At 44.2% G+C, this 20583-nt stretch carries 16 protein-coding genes and 1 pseudogene; 6 read left to right on the plus strand and 11 right to left on the minus strand.

Translation table 11 applies throughout. The features are described from left to right. Positions 1 to 1584, plus strand: coding sequence for a B12-binding domain-containing radical SAM protein (locus GWK48_RS00275; RefSeq protein ID WP_174628536.1), 1584 nt, complete (start codon positions 1 to 3; stop codon positions 1582 to 1584). 29 nt (positions 1585 to 1613) lie between these two features. Then, positions 1614 to 2384, plus strand: a complete 771-nt coding sequence (locus GWK48_RS00280) for a dienelactone hydrolase family protein (protein WP_174628537.1) — start codon at positions 1614 to 1616, stop codon at positions 2382 to 2384. Positions 2385 to 2644: 260 nt separating this feature from the next. On the opposite strand, the gene GWK48_RS00285 is transcribed toward GWK48_RS00280, so the two are convergent. The 9 genes from GWK48_RS00285 to GWK48_RS00325 all read right to left on the minus strand — a co-directional run bounded on the left by GWK48_RS00285 (position 2645) and on the right by GWK48_RS00325 (position 13672). Next, complete coding sequence (locus GWK48_RS00285; protein WP_174628538.1) at positions 2645 to 4405, minus strand: glycoside hydrolase family 15 protein; 1761 nt, start codon at positions 4403 to 4405, stop codon at positions 2645 to 2647. Positions 4406 to 4572: 167 nt separating this feature from the next. Continuing rightward, positions 4573 to 5559, minus strand: coding sequence for an alcohol dehydrogenase catalytic domain-containing protein (locus GWK48_RS00290; RefSeq protein ID WP_174628539.1), 987 nt, complete (start codon positions 5557 to 5559; stop codon positions 4573 to 4575). 181 nt (positions 5560 to 5740) lie between these two features. Then, complete coding sequence (locus GWK48_RS00295; protein WP_174628439.1) at positions 5741 to 5893, minus strand: hypothetical protein; 153 nt, start codon at positions 5891 to 5893, stop codon at positions 5741 to 5743. A gap of 429 nt (positions 5894 to 6322) precedes the next feature. Next, positions 6323 to 6685: a DUF302 domain-containing protein gene (locus GWK48_RS00300; RefSeq protein ID WP_174628540.1), complete on the minus strand. Its 363-nt coding sequence runs from the start codon at positions 6683 to 6685 to the stop codon at positions 6323 to 6325. A 189-nt stretch (positions 6686 to 6874) separates the two neighbouring features. Continuing rightward, positions 6875 to 7873 (minus strand): tellurite resistance/C4-dicarboxylate transporter family protein, encoded by a 999-nt coding sequence (locus tag GWK48_RS00305; protein ID WP_174628541.1) that lies wholly within the window; start codon positions 7871 to 7873, stop codon positions 6875 to 6877. 151 nt (positions 7874 to 8024) lie between these two features. After that, positions 8025 to 10082: a xanthine dehydrogenase family protein molybdopterin-binding subunit gene (locus tag GWK48_RS00310; protein WP_174628542.1), complete on the minus strand. Its 2058-nt coding sequence runs from the start codon at positions 10080 to 10082 to the stop codon at positions 8025 to 8027. A gap of 427 nt (positions 10083 to 10509) precedes the next feature. Then, entirely contained in the window at positions 10510 to 10743 is a 234-nt protein-coding gene (locus tag GWK48_RS00315) for a hypothetical protein (protein WP_174628544.1), read from the minus strand. A gap of 34 nt (positions 10744 to 10777) precedes the next feature. After that, positions 10778 to 11800, minus strand: coding sequence for an AAA family ATPase (locus GWK48_RS00320; RefSeq protein ID WP_343044014.1), 1023 nt, complete (start codon positions 11798 to 11800; stop codon positions 10778 to 10780). Positions 11801 to 12163: 363 nt separating this feature from the next. Then, the gene (locus GWK48_RS00325; RefSeq protein WP_174628546.1) at positions 12164 to 13672 is read right to left on the minus strand and encodes an APC family permease; all 1509 of its coding nucleotides are present in this window, start codon (positions 13670 to 13672) and stop codon (positions 12164 to 12166) included. A gap of 639 nt (positions 13673 to 14311) precedes the next feature. Between GWK48_RS00325 and GWK48_RS11805 the strand changes: the two are divergent. Next, positions 14312 to 14626: pseudogene (locus GWK48_RS11805) on the plus strand (acid phosphatase); the annotation flags it as partial. On the opposite strand, the gene GWK48_RS00330 reads toward GWK48_RS11805, so the two are convergent. Next, the gene (locus GWK48_RS00330) at positions 14619 to 14951 is read right to left on the minus strand and encodes a Rieske (2Fe-2S) protein (protein ID WP_174628548.1); all 333 of its coding nucleotides are present in this window, start codon (positions 14949 to 14951) and stop codon (positions 14619 to 14621) included. The pseudogene GWK48_RS11805 and the gene GWK48_RS00330 sit on opposite strands and share 8 nt — an antisense overlap. Positions 14952 to 15137: 186 nt before the next feature. Here GWK48_RS00330 and dps point away from each other — a divergent pair, with 186 nt between their 5' ends. Together dps and GWK48_RS00340 are read left to right on the plus strand one after the other, a co-directional pair. Next, a complete protein-coding gene (gene dps / locus GWK48_RS00335) occupies positions 15138 to 15710 on the plus strand; it encodes a DNA protection during starvation protein (protein WP_174628556.1) in 573 nt (190 codons plus the stop codon). An 82-nt stretch (positions 15711 to 15792) separates the two neighbouring features. Beyond that, positions 15793 to 16983, plus strand: coding sequence for a divalent metal cation transporter (locus GWK48_RS00340; protein ID WP_174628558.1), 1191 nt, complete (start codon positions 15793 to 15795; stop codon positions 16981 to 16983). Between the two features lie 1260 nt (positions 16984 to 18243). Here GWK48_RS00340 and GWK48_RS00345 read toward each other — a convergent pair. After that, a complete protein-coding gene (locus GWK48_RS00345) occupies positions 18244 to 19245 on the minus strand; it encodes a hypothetical protein (protein ID WP_174628560.1) in 1002 nt (333 codons plus the stop codon). Positions 19246 to 19420: 175 nt separating this feature from the next. Here GWK48_RS00345 and GWK48_RS00350 point away from each other — a divergent pair, with 175 nt between their 5' ends. Continuing rightward, positions 19421 to 20500 carry an MFS transporter gene (locus tag GWK48_RS00350; RefSeq protein WP_174628561.1) on the plus strand — a complete coding sequence of 360 codons (1080 nt, stop codon included), beginning with the start codon at positions 19421 to 19423 and terminating at the stop codon, positions 20498 to 20500. Positions 20501 to 20583: the final 83 nt, after the last annotated feature.

Genomic DNA, 20583 nt, shown 5'->3' on the forward strand with positions numbered 1-20583 from the left:
ATGCCCAGCTGGAGTGTGGTGTTAACCTCAGATAGGGGGTCCTTCACCAGGTTTGGTCCATCCAGTGTAATGGGGTATGTAGCGTGCATGCCGTCAAGGTTAGTCCCCAGGGTTTTCATGGATACCCTTTTCACCCCGCCTATAAAGGAGGTTGACCAAAGGGGAGGAGCACTTTACGCTCCTTACGCCTTAAGAAAGGTGGAATCAACCTTGATAACCCACGGGATCAAGGACGTCATTGTAGTCCAACCGGAGAGGCTTAGAAAGGTTGTCTCCAATACTACAAAGGTAGTAGGAATTTCAGTCCACGACCCTTACGGTCTTGATCCAGTCACCTACAAACTGTCCCTGCTTTTTGGGGGAGGGAAATCGTGGCTTGAGGTCTTCTTTGAGGAGCTGGGAGATGAAATTTCTGAGCTCAAAAAACAGTACAGTTTCAAGGTGATCGCTGGAGGACCTGGAGCATGGGAGCTAACTAAGAGAAGGCCGGTCTGGTTAGATGTCTTGGTCATGGGAGAGAGCGAGGTTGTTCTCCCCCAAATAGTGGGTTCCATCATGAAGGGAGAGAACCCCCCACCAATTGTAAAGGGAAGAGACCCTAAGATTGAGGAAATTCCGCCCGTCATAGGAGCTACAAGGTGGGGTGAAGTTCAGATCACCAGGGGTTGCCCAAGGGGGTGTAGCTTTTGTTCCATAACTCCAGAAACTTTCAGATCCATACCGTTGGATGTAATTACGGAGGAGGTAAAAGTGAACTTAAGTGCTGGAATAAGAGACGTGGACCTCATTACAGATGACGTTTTGCTTTATGGTTCAACAAAATTAAGGGTTAATCATGAGGCCATGGTAAAGCTATTTACAGAGGTTAAGAAAACGGGTGCCAAAGGTATATTTTGGCCACACGTGTCAGCCCCAGCTGTCAGGTCTAGCCCTAAGACCTTGAGGGCAATGGCGGAGATAGCTGAGTACAACTTCGACCGCTCTGTTATGCCCGTTGTTGGTATGGAGAGTGGGAGTATAAAGATCTTGAAAAAGTACATGCCAGCGAAGGCTTTCCCCTGGTCCGTAGAGGAGTGGACTGACGTTATCCTTGATGCGACCGCCATCATGAACGAGAACTATATCTACCCGTGCTACACCATGACCATCGGTTATAGGGAAGAAACTGACGATGACGTTCAACAGAGTATTGACCTAGTGCAGAAGGTCATAGACCACGATTTTACTGCCTGGGTCTTTCCCCTCCCCGTTATACCCATGAGTGTAACGAGGGTGAAGGATAACCCATTTCCCGATTTGGAGAGGCTACCTTCGAAGTATTGGGACCTTCTCTACATCTCATGGAACTACAATATGAAGGTGACCCGGAAGCTTGCGCCTAGGTTAGCCGGGAAGGGAATGACCGGGAGGTTAGTGAGGTTAATGATAGATAGAGTTTTCTCTTCAATAGAGTGGTTCTTTAGGGAACTGAAGGACAGTAATGGGAGGAAGTCCATAGAGTTCTCTAGTATCAATCTAAATAACAGCCTTGGAACCATAAGGTCAATAGTAGAGCTAGGTAAGCTAAGCTTTAGGAAAAGTTAAATTTTTTAATATCAGCTATTAAAGGTTGTATGAGTCTGGTAAAATACACAAGTTTTGATGGGAAAGAAGTGGAAGCTTATCTGGTAAGAGGAGGGGGGAAAGCAGGGATTATAGTGGTCTCAGAGATTTGGGGGCTTACGGACTACATTAGGAAGGTCGCAGAGAGGCTAGCTGGTCTCGGCTATACTGCAGTAGCTCCAAATCTCTACTCCAGGAGCTCTGACATATTCAGTCAAGAGAACATATCCTCTGTGATGAGGAGGTTTTTCACACTACCCCCAGAGAAGAGGAACGATCCTGATACCGTGTCTAAGATCCTAAGCAGTCTCGGAGAGAAGGAGAGAGCCATATACAGAGAGCTAGTTGAGGAGAGGGTAGCCACTGAGGACAGGATGATCAAAGACCTTGAATACGCTTACGAGTACCTCAGATCCCTTGGACTGAACAAGATGGGGGTCATTGGTTTCTGTATGGGTGGGGGTCTGTCTTTCCAGCTGTCCACACAAAAGCCAATGGATGCCACTGTGGTCTATTACGGAAGGAACCCGAGAGACCTGGAAGACATTTCAAAGCTTAAGGGACCTGTTCTTGCCCACTATGCTGGCGAGGATTCAGCTATTAACCAGGGGATCCCGGACATGGTAAGGGCAATGGTTAAGTACAAGAAGGAGCTTGAAATGAAGATCTACCCTGGAACCTACCACGCCTTTGCCACCGAGGGTGGTCAAGTCTACAATGAGAGGGCTGCTAAGGACGCGTGGGAGAGAACCGTGAAGTTCTTCAACGTCAACTTAGGATAGTGAGGTGTGGTGAGTTGAAGGAGAGCCAAGAGAAGGGGAAGATAATAGAAGACTGCTTTATGACGTGGGTAAGAATCCTAGAGATGACGGAGGGAGAGAAGAAGGAAAAGGAGGAGAGATCTAGCTGACTTCCTCCCAGCTCAAAAGGACTAGGCTTTTGTCAACTGTAAAAGATTTTCAAGAGAATATTTTGGAAAGACCTTCTCCGACCTTTTTTGTCATCGTTTAAAACTCACGACTTTCATAGCTGCTTCTTCTCATTACGACAAAAAGTTTGAAAATCCGTTCCTCAAGTAGTAGAGGGTCTTTACCATCTCAGCGTGACTCCACACTAACGGGCACACTGATGAATACCTACCCGAGGATGTAATCTGCTCCGGTATCAGTCCCGTCCACAAGGAATTCTTTCTCACCCAGTCAACGTAACCCATCGCCCTATCCTTGTCCCCCTCAGCTATCAACTCCTGGGCCACCCAAAGGGTAGTTATGAACCAAGGGTTCGGATCCTTCCCTTCCCTCATATACATATCTCCCTCATATCTACATATACCACCGTTAACCTTGAGTTTCCTTTCAACAGTTCCTCTGTTGACCTTGATCCTAGGGTCACCTAAGGGGTATGCGAGCAGTGAGCCTAAAACAGTGCTGGAGTCCACAGTGGGATCCACCTTTCCTTCAGTTCTACTCCGAGCGAAGTGGTCGCTCACCCACATTTCGTCCATGTTTTTCCTGATCTGCTCCGCCACAGAGGTGTACTTAACAGCTAAGTTGTCCTCACCGAAGAAAGAGGAGAACTTAGACGCTGAAATTAGACCAGCGTAAACTGCTGCAGCTGTGAAGAAGTGAACCCCGAATCTCTCCTCCCACAGGTCATAGGAAGGTAAAATTTCCCCTTCATCGTCGATATAGCTACAAAGGAAGTCGGCAGCAGCCTTGATACCGGGTCTATACAAGTCCTTTATGAAGTCCACGTTCCTGAAAGTTTTGAAGTGAACCCAGAGGGCGTAAATCATGAGGGCAGTCTCGTCCTCCTGGATGGGGAGATACTTTTCAGTCCAAGGATGCCACGTACTTCCCCAATGGCCATCCACAGTATACTTCTGGAACAGGAATCCATTATATAAGAGCGGTCTGGAGAACTGGAAAAGCCTCCTACCCTCCTCCTCGAAACCAAGGAGAGTGAAGGCTATGGAAGCCATGGAGGCGTCCCTATGCCAGACGTAATTATAGCTATCTCTGTTGAACCTCATTATATCAGTGTCCAAGGAAGCTGGGAGGGCTCCGTTTTCCTGCCAATGGGCAGCTATGACCAGGGCGTCCCTCCTAGATTCACCCGTGCTCTGAGACCAAGCTCTCCAATACTTGTCTGTTCTGTCCAGGATCGTTTCAGCTCCCCTCTCTAGGACGTAGCGGTTGAGAGAGACCACGTCCTTGTAGCTCCTCCCTGCAACGAGCCAGCAAGTTATGGACCCCGACACCTGATAGGACACTGCGGAATCTACAGCCCCCTGAGCGATTGGGTTGCCGGAGAGCTCCCCGTCCTCGCAGTCTTTCCAAGTACCTATTAAGGACCCTGTCTCCTTGTAACCTGTAGCGTATTGAAAGGGAGTCACTCCGCATGAAAACAAGAACCACTTATCCCGTTTGTAATGAACCATACCAAGAGTGGATGGATCGTAGAGAGCAGTATCACCATACTCGGTACCGTTAATATGGAAATCCCAGGTGAAGAACACCCTACCATTGGCCTTCACTCTCCTGACTAGTATAGGATAGGCCATGTCGACTGCGTCTTCCACGACAATATTGTTGGCTGATGCGATTGAAACGAGAGTATCATCCTTATACTTGACCACGGGGTTCATGTCATGAAGCCAATTGAAACCTGAGGAAAACAGCCCAATTCTACCTGCGTGGAGGTGGTTGTCCACCGACAAGGGAAAATAGAGTTCCCTCATCATGTACTTACCGTCAAGTAGAGCTGTCAATTTACCGTTACCTAGGATAATGCTTCTTGTCATATAGGAATTACGCGTATCTCAATAATAATGCTAATTTCAGTTGAGTATATGGTATTAACTCCCCGGTTAAACGCCCGTCCCTCATAGTTGACGAAAGCCTCGCCTTTAGGGTTGGGAGGGAGTTAGATAAAAATGATAGATCTTTATTAAAATTTTTATTAGTTTATTTAAACTTTTATCATAATTCTTCCATCCCTATCTCCTGACATTAGGGCCTTTAATGCCTCAGCAGCTTCCTCGAGTGGGTACTTCTTATAAACCTTTACCTTACAGTCCTTGCAGAGCTCAGCTAGCTCAGCGATCTCAGCCCTAGTGCCTCCTGTTGTACCGACTATCTGAGAGTGAAGACTGTACACCTTCGAGAGATCCAGTTTGACCTCACCTCCAGTCAAAGTACCGAAAAGTACCAACTTACCTCTAGGCCCCAAAACGTTCATGGAAATGTCCCACACAGATGCTCCCACGGAGTTAATTACTATATCTGCCATCTTACCGTTGGTCATCTGTCTCACGGTGTCCACAACTTTAGAAGATTCCACTACCGCATCAGCTCCGAAGTCCTTGACCCACGACTTCCTGCTCACCGCAATTACCTTAGAACCCATTTTCTTAGCCAACTGCACAGCGAACATCCCCGTGTTCCCTGAAGCTCCGAACACAACTACGGTCTTCCCTAAGGATGCCCCTGCCTCCTTCAAGGCGTGATAGGAAGTTAACCCTGCTACGGGAAGGCTAGCAGCAAGCGAAGGCTCAAGGTCAACCTTCACCACGTTCTTCTCCGGAACTATCATCTTCTCCGCCCAACCTCCCTGCGTTATCAGGCTCATGATTCCTCCATTTCTGCAGAGCTCTTCGTTACCCCTAAGGCACATGTCGCAGTTCCCATCAAAAACTCTGTTGTAAACTACGACTTTATCCCCTGGTTTGACAGACTTAACGTGTTCCCCTACCTTCACTACTTCTCCGTAAATTTCAGCACCGGGAATGTGGGGCATGGGCTGAACCGGGATAAAGGACACCACAAAATAGTCAATTGGGTTTACACCGGACTCTATGACCCTTAAAACCACGTCGTGGTGACCCGGCTCAGGGTCTTTTACTTCACTTATCTTGAGATTTTCTAAACCAGATTTCTCAAATATAACTGCTTTCATTAGTAAAGTATAAACTAAACTTCCTTTTAAAATTATCTCATATGAGGAATGAAGGTTGGAGAGATTTTAACGACAAGTTCAACAAATAGTAGGCACAAGGTGAGGACCATGGAGCAAAGAGACAAAACCGGGTCTAAAAAGGAGTCCAAGAAAATGAGATAGTCGAAATAACCCCTAACTTTTAGGAGAGGTACATTAGAGGATCCTTGAACTTGTTCCTTCTCACGGTATCGTAATACTCAGGGTACTCAAGTCTTACGAAATCCTCAGGGAGCTTTGCCAGATCATATTCCTGGTTTCTTGATCTTCTTTGCAGTTTTATCATACTTACCATCTAACTTATATTATACTAGAACGGTTAAAAGATTATCCCGTGGTGTATAAGTATACTTTTACCTAAAGTCGAGAGTACGGAATACTAGAAGGAAATTAAGAATTTTTAATTGATTGTCCACGAACCAAATAAGAAACTAAGTTAGGACGGGACTTTTTTGAATGGTCTCCCTAACTGCCAGAATGATTGAGACCTTTCTACCGTCAAGGGGACATTCTGACCTACTCCCCGCCCTAAAGAGTAAGGCTTGTCCTCACTTCCTCAAAGGGAGTTCAGCGTAGCTCCACCTATGAAAGGAGGTAGTCCTCAAGATTATAAGTTATGACTCCCTGTAGAGTTGACCAGTGTAAAACCAACTCTTCCCTAAAAAGTGCCCTTGAATAGACCTTCTCCTCCTTCAGTAATGAAATGTTTTATGTGTGTTGAGTCTTAAACGGAAGTAATGTTTTCCATGAACTCGTCCATTTTCTTCAATATTTCATTGTTTAAACCGTATTCTTGGGCAACATGGCTCGGCTTTCTGTACCCTATCTGAACTCTTCCAGACGACTCCCATATGACCAACCTCAAAGGTAACTCATATGAGATCTCCCTCTTTTCACGCATCAGTATAGTCCCCACCCTCGGGTTTCCAAATATGAGTACTTTAGTTGGCTCTAACTCCATTCCCACCTCCTTAGCGTTCTTAGAGTGATCTATTTCGGCAAAAATTACTGAACCGGCTTTGACTATCCTTTCCTTTACCCTTTGGACGCAGGAATCAAATGAGTCCTTACACTCCTTTATTATCATACTGTGTCCACAGGATATAATTTAATTAAGCTTTTTCCCGAATTTCTAGTAAAATAGCGTATAACTAGAGCTATTTTGAAATTTGAGTTAATATTTATTATGAATATGAAAACTTAAGTGGAACAGGCTCAGCCTAAATCAAGTTCATGACCCGCTAACCCTTGCAACCAAGTTAAAGCTCACGACGTTTTAGCTCCTCAGAACCTCCACTAAATTGTATAGAAATCCACCCATCTGATAGATCCATAGGACAAGGGTGATGAAAAAGAAAATGTGAGATATCAGTAGAATTCCTGGTATCCTAGAGACTTTAGCTAGAAAGTAGGTTCCGACTCCATACACTGCTACTGGAAAAACTGCACTCCAGAACTGGAAGTCATACCTAAGGAGACTGACCCGCCTGACCAGGTGCTTCCAAAGGAAAGCTAGGAAAAGTATTGGGATCCACCAAGTCCCATAAGACCATATAAGGAGGGAAGTCCCAAGGAGTACCCCAGTCAAAGACCCGAGGGAGTTCCCGAAGTTCAAGAGTAGGAGGGAAGATGAGAGGGAAGCCAATGCAGGGAAACCTCCGTTAATCCAGAGGCTCGGTATCAAGTCCTCCTCCGTTACCTTATGGAGGAAGAGCCTAACGCCCAGGAGGAAAGTAAAGAGGAAATAGACCGCCCAGCCCATAAAGTATGAGATCAGAGAGACGTAAACCAGGGAGTCGTTAAACTTGCCCAAATCGGCGCTGAGCACGGAAACTGTCATGGTCGAAACAGGGATGAGTAACCAGTTAGCGCTTACGTTTCCCTCCCCTATCAATAGGAGGAAAACAAGGGGATATTGGAGGATCACCCATGAAACGAAGCCAATAAACCATAGGACATAACCCAGGAATGGGTTGTGAAGGATTAACACAGCCTGATCCCCAAGGACATCAGTCCCAGCCACAAAAGTGAAAAAACCTGGTCCCCTGTCCGCACTCCTTAGATCAGCTTTCATGTTGGGCCAGAATTTTAGTATTCTAATGAAATTCATGACAACTAGTACCAAGTACACGAAGAAATTCAGAAAAGTGAAAATCAAGGGTAGATATCTTATTCCTAATAGATGCATAGCGATGACAGTGGTACCAGTAGCCATTACCATGCCGAAGTAAGATGGGGATAGTATAGAGACCTTGAGTTCAAGCTTATTCAACATGGTTTACTAAACATCCATCCTAAAATAAATCCTGTTAGGTTCACAATTTAACACGAAGTTAAGAAAAACTATTTTTGGATTTATGACGTAAACCCGGAGAAAGCTTAGAGAGTCCTGGATGTCAAGGTCGTACTATTAACCTCCCCGAGTACTACAAATACCTTTGGGGGAGGAATGGGGTACCCTTTAACTTCTTCCCAAGTCCCTTTTCAAGAGCTATGAACACGGCAGGTAATGCTCCAGTGGTACCAGCCTCACCTACTCCCCTAGCTTGGCTCAAGGTATGGGAAGGCGTGTTAAAGGTCTCCATGTATACTTTCCTCACAGCCTCTACCGCAGAGGGCACTCCGCTCTCAGCTATAGAACTGTAAACTGGGTTACCCGATTCGTCGTAAATAGCTCCCTCAAGTAAGACTTGAGACGAACCCTGCAGGACTCCACCTATTATCTGCCCCTCTACCTCAGAGGGTATTATTGCCCTACCTACGTCATCTATTGCCCAATACTCCAACACCCTTGCCATGCCAGTCTCCTTATCTACATCCAGGACTGCCATGTGCACTCCAGGTGTGTACAGGTCTGAGGTCTTTGAAAACACTTCCGCCTCTGTAACCTCTTGGGAATTTATTGCCTCCTCCACTGTCATACCCTTACTTTTAATTTTCTCCAAGACCGCCAATGTAGCTTCAATGACTGCAGATCCTCCGGCTGCAGCAGACCTACTTCCAAAACTACCTATCCCCTCCTTGATTAAGGAGGTGTTGTTGGGCTCCACCCTAACCCTGTTAACGTCAACGCCAAGCCTCTCAGCTACAAGAAGCGCAAAGGTGGAACGGTGGGCTTGTCCGTGGGGTCCGCTTCCCACTGCCACGAAGATCTCGCCTTTCCCCACCCTTACCTTAGCCCCCTCTCCAGGAGAGCTCCTCACGACCTCAGTAAACGCTATAAAGGAGACGGCCTTATCCTTATATTTCTCCTTTAATGAACGGTAAATCATCTCTCCCCTATCGATCATTTCCTTATATGCTGCCCTATCGATCTTGACCCCAAGGGGAGTGGTAAACTCACCGTCCAAAAAGTTCTTCTTTCTGACCTCCACAGGGTCCATGCCGAGCTCTTGGGAGAGGTCCTCAACTAAGGTCTCTAGTATGAGCGCCGCTTCAGGTCTACCTGCACCTCTATACGGTCCTGTTGGGGGCTTGTTAGTGTAAACCCCCATCGCCCTCAGCTTAGCGAACCTCATTCTGTATGGACCGTTAAGGAGGGAGGCTATGAATGAGGGTGTTGTGGTGTTAAGTGTGAAGGCGTATGCCCCGAGGTCAACTACAACGTCCCCTTCTATACCGAGGATAGTCCCGTCTCTCCTGGCGTGAAGCCTCACCTTGGAGTAGACTCCTCTACCCTGGGTAGGGTTGGTTAGGTGTTCCCTCCTGGTCTCTATCCACTTCACAGGTCTCTTAAGCCTCATGGAAGCTATGGAAGTTAAGACGTATTCGGGGTACGCAGGTACCTTGTTCCCGAAACCCCCTCCTACGTTTTGTGGTGCGTAGACCACGATCTTCTCCGGTGGGATCCCAAGGGCCTCCTGTAGGTCAGCCCTTATCCTAAAGGCTGACTGGAAAGAGCCTATGACGGTTAGGGTCTCGCCATTGAAGTAGGAGATTACGCCTTTAGGTTCCATTGGGTGCTGAACTATCCTATCCTGTAGGAGCTCTCTCTCCACAGTTACCTCAGAGTTGGCCACCTGCTCTAGATCACCCCCGGAGAGGCTGAGGTCTATAGCGACATTCCCCTTCTCGTGGATCTTCACCTCCTCCTTCAATGACTCCTTTATGGTGGTCACTGGAGGGAGCTGGTCGTAATCAGCCCCCACTTCGTCCAGGATGTCCTCAACCTCATACTTGTCCTCGACTACGAAAGCCGAGACTGGTTGACCCACAAAATTTACCATTCCGTCACTAACTACTGGCATCTTTACCAAGTTCTTGGTCCTAGGATCGGGGCGGACAGGCATGTAGACTCCTACGTTCTTCCAGTCTAGGAATAGGAGGGCTTTATCGCTCCTCGCTACGTCCTTTACTTCAGCCCTAGCATAGGGAGACCTAAGAACTCCCAGGTAAACTGTACCCTCTAAAGATACATCGTCTACATACTTTCCCATTCCTGTTAAAGAGTCTAAATGTTCTCTTAGTCTGACCGTGTTGGACATAGCTAAAAGTTCTCTCGAGTGTCATTAAAAGCATTTCTCGAATCAGTTTCAGCCCTGAACGTGGAGAAAGCTTAACCGACCTATCTGCCTAAAGGGAGAGGTTTCCGTCTTTCTAGAGTGGTTGTTCTACCAGTTGGACTTTTACCAATACACGGTTCTCACTCCTCCCGCCCTAAAGGGCGAAGGTTTAGCTGAGGTCTAAAGGGTTACTCCCCTTGTGGGAGTTAGTCCATTGGAGGAGACGAAAAAAGAGAGGGGCTTTATCATCAGACTACTATTTTCTTTATCCTTAACTTCACAATGATGAGGACACTGCTAGCGTCCCTCTGTCATCTGTGGCGTTGTGGACTAATGACTACTACCCTGGGCCTCCTCTAAACCTTAACGCTGTAGAAAGTGCAGAGTCTAGAAGTGTTGTACTCAACTACTAAGTACGTTTTTCCCCATACTCGTGGAGCTTAAACGTTATAGTATGGACGAGTTTACGGTAAGACCAGATGTTTGAAGTGAACTTATTGCCCTTCTTCCGGGAGATGGAGAGTTGGTATCCCGGGAAGATCGTTGATGCTCCAGATCCCAATACCAAGTTCATCAACATTCTTAATACCTCCCTAACGTTCCTCATCTTCACACTGGGTGTCCATAGAACGGTGTAAAACATGCCCTTACAAACCTTACTCCTCAGTCCTTGTCATTTAGATAAGCTCTCTGAACACCTTGCTTATCAACTTTTCCGCAGGGCAATATAGATCCCCTCGCTTTACTATCCATGACGAGTCCATAAGCCTATTTAAATAATTATAAATTTCAGAGTCGCTTAGCTCTCTACCCTCATTAACCTCTAAGGCCGACTTTATTTCACTCCACCTACTACATTCCCTCGCTATTGTCCTCATTACAGTCATGTATCTATCTTTCGCTATAGTTCTCTTCAACAAGAAATTGTTAAACTCGTTAACCGTCAAGTCTCTGGCTTTATCAGTAGTCCTCTTTATTGCGTCATTGAAATCTCTTGTCCTATAATAATAGTAACCAAAGTAGGTTAACCAACCAGGAATTCCTCCTACTTCCTCATAAACCCTCTCATGATCCTTAAACTCTATTCCAAGCTCCTCAAATCCCTTCCTTAAGAAGTTCACGCTTTCAACCCTGTTAAAAGGATGGAGTTCGACTTCATTCATCGCTCTGCCAAACAACGGAGAGTTAGCATCGTCTGCCCTTAAGAACCTGTAAAGCAACCCCATCTTTGACCCACTTAGAATAATCTTAACCTTGCTAAGATTATCAAAAGAATAAGCTAGCGGGTATAGCAAGTTCACGCCCCTGAGGTTTATCAACTCCTGAGCTTCATCCATTACAACTACGACTACGTCTCTAGTCCAGTCGTTTAAAGCCTCTAACAAAAAAGAGAAGCTCAACCTCTCTTTTCTTCCCCAGTTGAACTTAACTTCATTCCCCATGACATTCAGGCCCTTTACCCCCTTTAGGAAGTCTAAGAGCGAAGGGAACCTCTTGACCAGCTTATTAACCTCTCTTTCTATCTCGATCAAGAAGTCTTTGTAAGAAAAGTAACTTTTCTCCTCAAATCTCCTTAGGTCTATATAAATATAAGGAAATTTCAATTCGCCGATAGAAATCATTACGACCGAGGATTTCCCGGTTCTCCTTAAACCTGAAACTATGGTCAGAGGCGACGATAGGGACTTTACACTATCTATTTCCTTTTCTCAGTCGTAAAAGTCAGCCCTTACCTTCTTGGGTGATGGATCAAATAGCACTTCTACCCCCAGAAGTAACTTCTACCCCTAGAAGTTAATGAGCTATGACCTTTTCCAACTTATGACCTTATTCCAACTGAGATCCTATCCCTCACAACATGAGAGATGAGTGGAGTCAATCGTCAATAATTAAATTGTAGTGTACCCCTTTGAAGAGAGGTTTCCTTAGGACAACACTATCCGAATTTACCATGACAAACGTAGCCAACTTGTTACCCTTGCCTTGAGAGATAAAAAGAGATGTCCCAGGTAGACGGTCAGTAATACCATCTTTCACAGTACAAAGCTGAAAAGGATTTCCGTTCACTCTGGAGGTATCTCTTGGAATATCTCCTTTAGCCTTATGCCCTCCTTTCTCCTCTTCAGGTCAGCTACCAGATATATAACAGCCCCCGACCCTACTAACGCAATCAAGTACCCCGTGCCTATGACGTTAATCCCTGAGGTAGATATCACCCCGAAGAACGGGTTGGTAACAGATTCAAAGGCTAGGAAGGCCATGAAAACTGCAGACAATACACCTCCCGCAATGAGGACGCTGTTCCTTTCCCTCCAACCTACCTTCATCGCAGTTAGTCCAATCAGGAAGAGATATATGGCAGCTAATGGGGTATAGGCGTAAAGCGACTCAGCCCCGTTTACTGATATGAGGGGGATAGATAGGAAGATCAAGGTCAGCACCATATCCAATATGTGGGCCATGTATGGGGAGGAGGCCTTGTTCAACTTAGCGAAGAAGCTTGGGAATACCCTATCAAAGGAAAAGGCAAACACATACCTAGAGAACACGATCACCCCGAAAGCCATGACGAAGAAGTTCCAGGAGATGAGACCTATCCCCAAAACCCACTGAAGCACTGGAGGGGATACAGCTATGGCCGCCGACCAGAAATTGTAAGTGAAGGTAGGGTAATACGCAGCGTTGAACGTATACCCACCCACTAGGTCCATGACCAGGAAGGGCAGAGTTATCATGGCAGTAGTGAGCAAGCTCCCCAGGATCAAGTTCCACTTTAGGGAGCCGTCTTTGGCCTCGGAAGCCACCGCAGGGCCAGCGTAGAGCCATATGTAGGCGAAGGAGGCAAAGTAGGGTACCATGTATATCGTCGAGCCCCAACTGAACTTAGGACCGGTATAGGTCTGCGTAGTTACCCCCTCCTCTTGGAGGAACCTAAGGACGTCTTGATGGAAGGACCCTGCATTCAGGGCGATCGCCAAAACTCCAAGTATCAAAGTTGCTGAGGATATGAACCCTAACCATGTGGTGAGGGAGTAACCCCACTTGGGTTTAACGACGTTAATGGCGATGATAACGGCAAACGCTAAAGCTGAGAGGGCGTAGATGAGGACTTCTTGGGATACGGTAAGAGTACCGTAAGGATTGACAAAGACGTTGTTGGCAAGGTAAGTTAGGGAAGGTAACTTATCAAGTGTACCAATCTCCAGGAGAACTGCGTTAATGGCACTTACTGAGAAGAAGGCTGAGAGCGCAAAGAAGGGTGGCATATTGAAAGCCAGAGCGATTCCCATGATACTTCCTAAGGTTCCGTTGAGTTTCCTAGAGAGCCAGATGTAATCCCCGCCTGTCCTAGGCATCCTAAGCATGAGCTGAGTGTAGACTAGGACGAGGGGCAGGGAAATTAAGAAAGTCAAGAGGGATGCCAACCATAGGTTAGCCCCTGAAACAATATATGGGGAGATTCCCTCAAATACCGCGAGTCCCGCCCCCATATTAGCTACGTTCAGCATTACCAGGTCCTTCAAGGAAGCCTGCTTTACGAGACCTGAAGATTGCCTCAAAAACCTTGCCATATATCTGAGTTCATAACTGGGTTTATAAAGTATTTCTAGTATTTATGATGATAGGTAATATGTGTGGACAACAATTTGGTTGTTTTGGTATAAATTGAATTTTCTTTATTGTGTAAAAGTATTTTTAGGGTGAGGGCGGGTTGTTTATTTAGGTTAGAACATGGACAGGTCTGATTTCCTCGCCCTCACCCGAGTCATCTCTACCCTTTTAAAGTATAAACGTTAAGCCTAGGTCTCATCCCTTGGATCAGGTTATATTAGCCTTGACGTCTTACTTGTCAAGTTGGAGGACTTCATTGCCTCACAGTACCTTTCTACTACTTTCATAAGTCTAATGTTAGTTATGGGGTCAAGGATGTTAAGTATGGGGATTATTTGCTCGTTGATGGGGTCTTGAGGGTTAATGGTGAGTACTTATGGGTCATTAGGCATTACGGGCTAGCTAGTTGTGTTCACGTTAAGGTCTAAAACACATACTAGCAAGTATGGACTCGCACTTCACACGGAACTCGAAAAGAAACACAATAACGAGGTGGCTAAAGATGTTCTTCCACGACACGATTTACTCGAAATCTATTGGATTGAGTTGGAATAAAATTGAATTTTATCGAAGTGTATGAAATTGTTGTCCACACACCTCAAACGCCAAGAAAACCAATAATATTAACTCTAGAGAACTGGAGTTATCCTCTACGATTGCAATATCCAATACATTACGGGTACATAGCAACTATAAATGATAATTACACAGCGTATCAAATGTTGTACAAATTAATGGATAAAGGAAACTATAGCCCTCCACTCTTCTTTAAAGTTGCAAACGCTGAAACACCTAAAGGTAATTATTCTACCGATAATTTAATGATAATAATTGTAGTAATCTTCGTTGTAATCCTATTTAGCGCGTATTTAGTAATGAGGAAAAGACAAGGATCTTTTTACGTTTTTATATAATTTCCACACAAATTTCACCCGCCTTTATAATTACATCATATATTTCCAAGTTAGACGTCTCCTTCCATTTCCCATAATCATTAACGTAAGGTACCATCACAGGTTTCCCTGAATTCAGATCATAAACGTAACCGTGAAGATGACATCTAATCTGATTATCTCCAATAAGATCACCGTAAGCCAGATCTCCACCTTTATGCGGACACCATCTTGAAAAACACTTCAGCTTTCCCCTTATATTTGTGATTATCAAATCTTTTCCTCTTATTTCAATAGTTTCCATTTTACCTTCTTGTATCTCTCGCAGTCCAGTGCATGTAATCAAACTATGTTCACCTTCTATTTATATTAACTTTTAATTAAGATAGTATATTATTTAAAATTAACTTTAATTTCCCCTCACACTGTGTGGTAACAGCAGTTCATTTGCACTAACTCCTAATTTAAAGTAACTTTTAATTAGAAAGCTTTATAATCTAGTACTAGAATCTATTTAATAGGTGAAAAACAAGTGAGTCAAAACGAAGTAAAGCCGGTTGGAGTAGAAATCCTAGAAAAATCTGGATTAGATGTGAAAAAATTAATAGATAAGTTAGTTAAAGCCACAGCAGCTGAATTCACAACCTACTATTACTATACCATACTAAGGATGCATCTGACTGGAATAGAGGGTGAGGGACTAAAGGAAATAGCTGAAGATGCAAGACTTGAAGATAGACTTCACTTTGAATTAATGACACAAAGGGTATATGAGTTAGGTGGATCTCTCCCTAGAGATATGAGGGAAGTAGCAGACATTTCAGCTTGTGCAGACGCTTATTTGCCACAGAACTGGAAAGATCCAAAAGAAATTTTAAAAGTATTATTGGAGGCTGAACAGTGTGCAACAAGAACTTGGAAAGAAGTATGTGACATGACGTATGGCAAAGATCCTAGAACTTACGACTTAGCCCAAAGAATACTGCAAGAAGAGATAGAACATGAGGCATGGTTCCTAGAACTACTTTACGGTAGACCATCGGGACACTTCAGAAGATCATATCCTGGTGAAGGTCCTCGATCCAGAAAGTCTAAATTCGAGTAAAAAATTTTTTAATTTCTTTTTACTCTAATATTTTTATATTTTATATATTTGTGTTATAAAACTCAACAAGAAGGGTTATCTTATGAGTAGAAGGGAAGTCGCACGACTATTTGGTCCTGCATGGATAGCACTACTTGCTGATGCAGATGCTGCTAGCATAATAGGAGGTCTAATTACGGGAAAACAATACGGCTTAGGTCTCATGTGGTTTGTCCTACTCCTCGCACTTCCTCTATTCATCGTCCAAGAAGCTGCAGGAAGAATATCAGCAATTACTGGGAAAAGTTTAGGAGAGATAATTAGAACTCACTACTCCAAAAAAATCGCAATACTAGCTACCTTTCCCATATTTTCCATAGACGTTTTTACTTACATTAGCGAATACATCGGAATAGCATTAGGGAGTTACCTAATAGGAATTCCCCCATTCATAGGCTTGATGACATTCTTCATCCTCCATCTTCTCGTCATAATGACTAAAAATTATGAGAAAACAGAGAAGACATTATTATTCATCTCGTTTTTGCTAATATTGTCGTCTATTGTAGCTATAATCCCAAAATCTCCTCAACTACACTTTTCAGCATATATCTCTACTTCAAACAATTTTCTAACATATTTGGCAATTAACATAGGTGCAGTAGTGACTCCACCTTGCATGTTAATTTACCAATCCTCGGCTACATCGTTAAAATATAACAGAGTAAACGAGATAACAGTTAAAGATAAACTATCATGGATAACTAGAGAGACAGCATTAGGTGCAATAAGCACTGAACTAATAATCGTCTTCGCCGAGGCAATAGGAACTGGATTAAACAGCATAGATCCAACTAACACTTTCCAACTTTCATCCGTCTTAAGATCAATCTTCAGCGTCCTGCCTATGATCTTTGGGATACTCATAATAAGTGCTGGTTTCTTAGCTCTAATAGTAGTATCATTAAGTAGTGCTTGGGGTGTATTAGAGGCTCTAGGAAAGGACAATCACACAAGAAATTTACTGAAAATATACTCTTTAGAATCAATTCCAGCTATCATAGTAGTTTATTTATATAGCTACAACTATTCTGAGGTCTTACAGTTCGCCATAACCCTTTTGACTTTAGCCCCTATAGTTTTCACAGTTATTGCAACAATCTTAGGAATACTCGTCTCGAATAGGAACATAATGAAAGACCACGCATACTCGAGACTTAGAATGTCTATTTACTTCTTAACTGTAGCGCTAATTTTCATAGGTGGAATCATTGGAGTAATGAGCCTAACCTAGAAGTGGAACGCAATGATTTGCTATGAAACTGCATATAACATAAGCTTAATTAAATATGGTTTATCTTAAGTGTTGATAAACTTCAGAAAAATACGTTTTATTCAACTTTATGCTTAGTATTTAGCGCACTTTTGAAGGCATATAATAAGCTATAAAATGTGTGTATAGTAAGAGAATTTAAGAAAATTAGTTCATAAGTTGGTAGAGACTGATTTTTATACCATGTAACTGCACTCTAAGTGTTAACAAAGTATAAAATGAGTTTAATCTTAGGGGAGTCTATTGACAGTAACTTTCCAATAAATTCATGAGATAGCTCATTAATCTTCTTAATTCTTGTTTCACAAGCGTAGATATTCGGGTGTGTGGACAAATTGGTTGTTTTGATATAAATTGAATATTCTTTATTGTAGAAAAGTATTTTTAAGGTTATTTGTTAGGGTGAGAAGATGAACAGGTTTCTTTTCCTCGCCCTCACCCAAATTATCTCTACCCTTTTAAGCCTAGGTTTCATCCCTTGGATGAGATTGTATTAGCCTTGATATTATACTTGTCAAGTTGGAGGACTTCACTACCTCACACTACCTTGCTCTTCATAAGTTGGCTAATGTTAATTACGATGTTAAGGTTGATGTTGAGCAGGGGAATCGTTTGCTCGTTGATGAGGTCTTGAGGGTTAATGGTTAGTATTACTACTTATGGGTTGTTAGGCATTACGAGTCTGGGCTAATTCTTCATGTTAACTAGTCTTAGGAGTGGTCTCCACGTTTATGTAATATTAAATGGTATTAAGCTTGAGAATTGGAGGGATAAAGTTGTCTTCCTACACGATAAGGCTACAGGGCATTCTCATGGTTTAAACGCGAGGTTGAAACTTTTGGCAAGAAAAGCTTAGTAGAACTAGTGTTCAGAAGCCTAAAACATAGGCTAGCAAGTATGCACTTCACATCGAACTCAACAGGGAACACAATAACGAGATGGCTAAAGATGTTCTTCCGCAACACAATTTACTCTAAATCTATTAGCATAAGTTGGAATAAAATCGAATTTTATGGGGTAGATGAAATTGTTGTCCACACAATAGGTAATTGCCAAAAACTTGATTAAATTGAAATCTAAGTTTTTAAAGAGTTTGAACGACCGGATTCCGGAGATGAGCTCAAACCTCCGAACCCGACCCTTAAATCCTGGGGCATGTATTTTAGATGTAGAAAACTAAAACCGTCCTCTCCCTAAAGGGCGAGGTTTGCTGTTCTCTTATCACCTCACAACCTCAATCTTACCTTGGGAGGTCTTGAAGAGGAGGACGGAAGGTCCTTCAACGTTGAAATGGAACTCGTTCTCTCTTGTTTTCAGGAGGACTTGCTGTCTCTCCAGCAAAAGAACGGTAAGGCTCCTATTCTCAAAATTGTCAAGGACGACTCCTCGAAAGGCAATGAGGTACTTCCCCAAGGTAACTTCGTTATCCCTTACTTTCCCCAACACGTAATCCTGAAACTCCTTGATCCGATCGGTTACCAATTGACCCCTAACCCTCGACAATATGGAGTTAATGTTCAAGGGTTCGTTGATTTCCCCTATGTGCTCCTCGTCTTCATATATCCTGTCCCTATCGTAAGTCACAGCCCTTCCCCGATCTAAAGGAATTCCGCGTCTTGATGCTATGTCAATTACCCTGTCCTCCATCTCCCTGAAGAACTCCTCGAACTTCTGGTCGTAGTCCATCATCCTGTCCCTGACGTTATTGAGCAACCGATAAATTGAGGAAATGGAAACGAGTTCCTCTAGGTCCTTATCTCTCAATTTCGAGACGAACTCTATGTAAGGGTTCGAAAAAGTCTCGACACCCTCAAGCGTAGCGTAGTCCTTCATTTCGTAGTTTTTGACCTCCTCCTTAAGGTATTCCCGGATCTCCTCCCCTGTAAAGACCTTCACCACCTCCAGGATTAAGTCAGGGAAGTATATTCTCTTTCCCTGTTGGAACTTGGCATCACTGTACAGATGATCAAAACCCAAACATTTCCTCAAATCCCTCTCAAACTTCACGCAGTCCTTATCTATCTCCTTGATGAAAGCCCTCTCTGAGAAACCAATTACAAAGTCAATGTTTGGATCCTTGGTCTCGACGTACAGGAAACCTTCAAGTGGAAACGCGTTTACCTTAATGGAGAGGGCAAGCCTGTACTTTAGGTAATGGGAACGGTCATAGAAGCACTCCTCCACTTTCTCAGATAGCGAAAGAATTGAACCCGTGCAGTCCATATAGTCAGTGTCCTCCTCATGGTTAAAAACTAAATGAGTAAGTTACCAAAGTCTTATACCTTAAAGGTAGTAGTCAACATTTTTCATATTCTATCATGAAAACCCATGAAACTCAGACCCATGCAAGGAAGCACTGAACCTTCATAAGTTAAATTTCTAGCAAAGACTTGATCATGTGAACAAGTATATCCCAGCAATAGCGTTCCTCACAACCCTGCTCTCCTGGTACTCCTTCTTCTCTTTGGGCTTCCTTTCTGCCCTATATTTTCCTCGGTACCTGTCCATAGTAGGATCTGCACTTCTTTACTTCACGAGCTTCGTCTGCAGACCTCTAGGGGCTTTCGTCCTAGGTAAGGTGGCAGATAAGAGGGGAAGGAGCGTCTCGGTCATATCAGTTCTTTCCTTAATAGCGGTAGGAGACGGTCTACTTTCAGCTGGAACCCCCATCTTAGCAGTTCCCTCTACCCTCATGATAGGGCTAGCCCTAGGAGGCGGGTGGAGTAGTTCCTCCGTCCTCCTCGCTGAAGCGGTAAGAACTTTGAGAGGTACATGGACGAGCTTAGTCCAGCTTTCGGTCCCCTTCGGTCTTATACTTGCGCTCACCGTGAGCTTGTCTCCAAGGCTCATGTTAATCCCTTCACTGACCTCAGCCTCTCTCATAGCCATTTCCTTCAAGATCCCCGATACTCGGGGAGTAAAGTTAGGCATGGAGCTCTCAGGTGTAAAGGGACTTGTTAAGGGTATTATGGTCAAGGCAGGAGAGAGCTCAAACTTTTACTTGTTTACGTCCTTCTCCCTTCCCCTGATCCTTGAGGCTGGTCTTAGGGTAGGAGTGCTCCCTGTCCTCGCCATGGCGATTGAGGAGACGTTCCTGATGGTGCCCATGGGGGCTTTGTCTGACATCAAGGGAAGGAGGCAGATCATTAGAGCGGGGATGATGGTCATGTTTTCGTCAGCTGTCCTCCTGAGTTTATCCCTCATCTTGAGGTGGAATTACTTGGTTTACGCCTCCTTCCTCATGTTCGGGATAGGGGACTCCCTGGCTTACGCCCCACAGGGTGCCTACCTGGCTGAACTCTACGATCCTAAACATAGGGTTACCATGACAGGTTTAGCGTATCAGCTCTCTGCGTTGTTCTCTGGCGGAACTTCCGTGGTTCTAGCTTCCCTGCTCCTATCCAGGGGTGAGTATGCGATATTGGCGTTACCTCTCATTTCACTTTTTTATGTTACCCTTTCCATAATATCCGTTTAGCAGACCCCCATTGAAGTAAGGGAAGTCCAGATGAAATGAAACCTCCCTAAATATGTTTACCGGATAATATGGAGTTGTCGAAG

The organism is Metallosphaera tengchongensis, from assembly GCF_013343295.1.
Classification (GTDB): Archaea; Thermoproteota; Thermoprotei_A; order Sulfolobales; family Sulfolobaceae; genus Metallosphaera; species Metallosphaera tengchongensis.